The following is a 1190-nucleotide window of genomic DNA, read 5'->3' as shown; positions in this document are numbered from 1 at the left end:
GCCTTGGCCAGTTCCGGATCCACCTCGTCCAGCTCGCCCTCCCACTTGGCGACGACGGCGGCGGCGACGGAGTTGCCGACGACGTTGGTGGCCGAGCGGCCCATGTCGAGCAGGTGGTCGACGCCGAGGACGAGGGCGATCCAGGCCTCGGGCAGGCCGAAATAGGTCAGGGTGGCCATGATGACGACGAGCGAGGCGCGCGGCACGCCGGCGATGCCCTTGGAGGTGACCATCAAGAGCAGCAGCATGAAGATCTGCTGCTGGATGGTCAGGTGCACGCCGTGGGCCTGCATGATGAACATGGTGGCGAAGGTGCAGTAGAGCATCGAGCCGTCGAGATTGAACGAATAGCCCAGCGGCAGGACGAACGAGACGATGCGGCGGCGCACGCCCACCTTGGGCAGGCTGTCGAGGATGCGCGGGTAGGCGGCTTCGGACGAGGCGGTCGAGAAGGCCAGCAGGGCCGGCTCGCGGATCACCCCGAACAGCGGGATGGCGCGCTTGCCCAGCACCACGAAGGCGGCGACGAACAGCAGGGCCCACAGGGTGGCCATGGCGCCGTAGAAGCCCAGCACGAACTTGGCGTAGGTGCCCAGCATGGCCAGGCCTTGCGTGGCGATGGTCGAGGCCAGGGCCGCGAAGATCGCCAGCGGGGCCAGCTTCATGACGAAGCCGGTGACCTTCAGCATGATCTGGGCGCACTGTTCGACCAGGTGCAGCACCTGCGGGGCCTTGTCGTCCAGCGCCGCCACGGCGGTGCCGACGAACAGCGAGAACACCACGATCTGCAGGATCTCGTTCTTGGCCATGGCGTCGAAGATCGAGGTCGGCACCAGGTGGGTGATGAAGCCCTTCAGGGTGAAGGCCTCGGTGGTGGCGGCCTGCTTGGTCGAGACGGCGGCTTCGACGAGGTGCAGGCCATGGCCCGGCTGCAGCAGGTGGACCATCAGGAGGCCCAGCAGCAGCGACACGGCCGAGGCGCCGATGAACCAGCCCAGGGTCTTGGCGCCGATGCGGCCCACCGCGGCGGCGTCCTCCATGTGGGCGATGCCGGCGACCAGGGTGGTGAACACCAGCGGCGCGATGATCATCTTGATCAGCCGCAGGAAGATGTCGGTGATCAGAGACAGACCCGAAGCGGCCGACTTGGCCCCTTCGGCGTCCAGGAACTGGTTGCACCCCCAGCCGAC

General features: G+C 67.4%; 1 protein-coding gene. It reads right to left on the bottom strand.

The window, feature by feature from the left end; genetic code table 11:
• On the bottom strand, window positions 1–1190 hold a 1190-nt coding region (locus DDF62_RS00010; protein WP_133244859.1), incomplete at both ends, for a dicarboxylate/amino acid:cation symporter.

The sequence above is a fragment of the Caulobacter radicis genome (assembly GCF_003094615.1).
In the GTDB taxonomy this organism is placed as follows: Bacteria; Pseudomonadota; Alphaproteobacteria; order Caulobacterales; family Caulobacteraceae; genus Caulobacter; species Caulobacter radicis.
The sequence above is the reverse complement of the archived record's forward strand: the minus strand, read 5'-3'. Positions and strand labels throughout refer to the sequence as shown.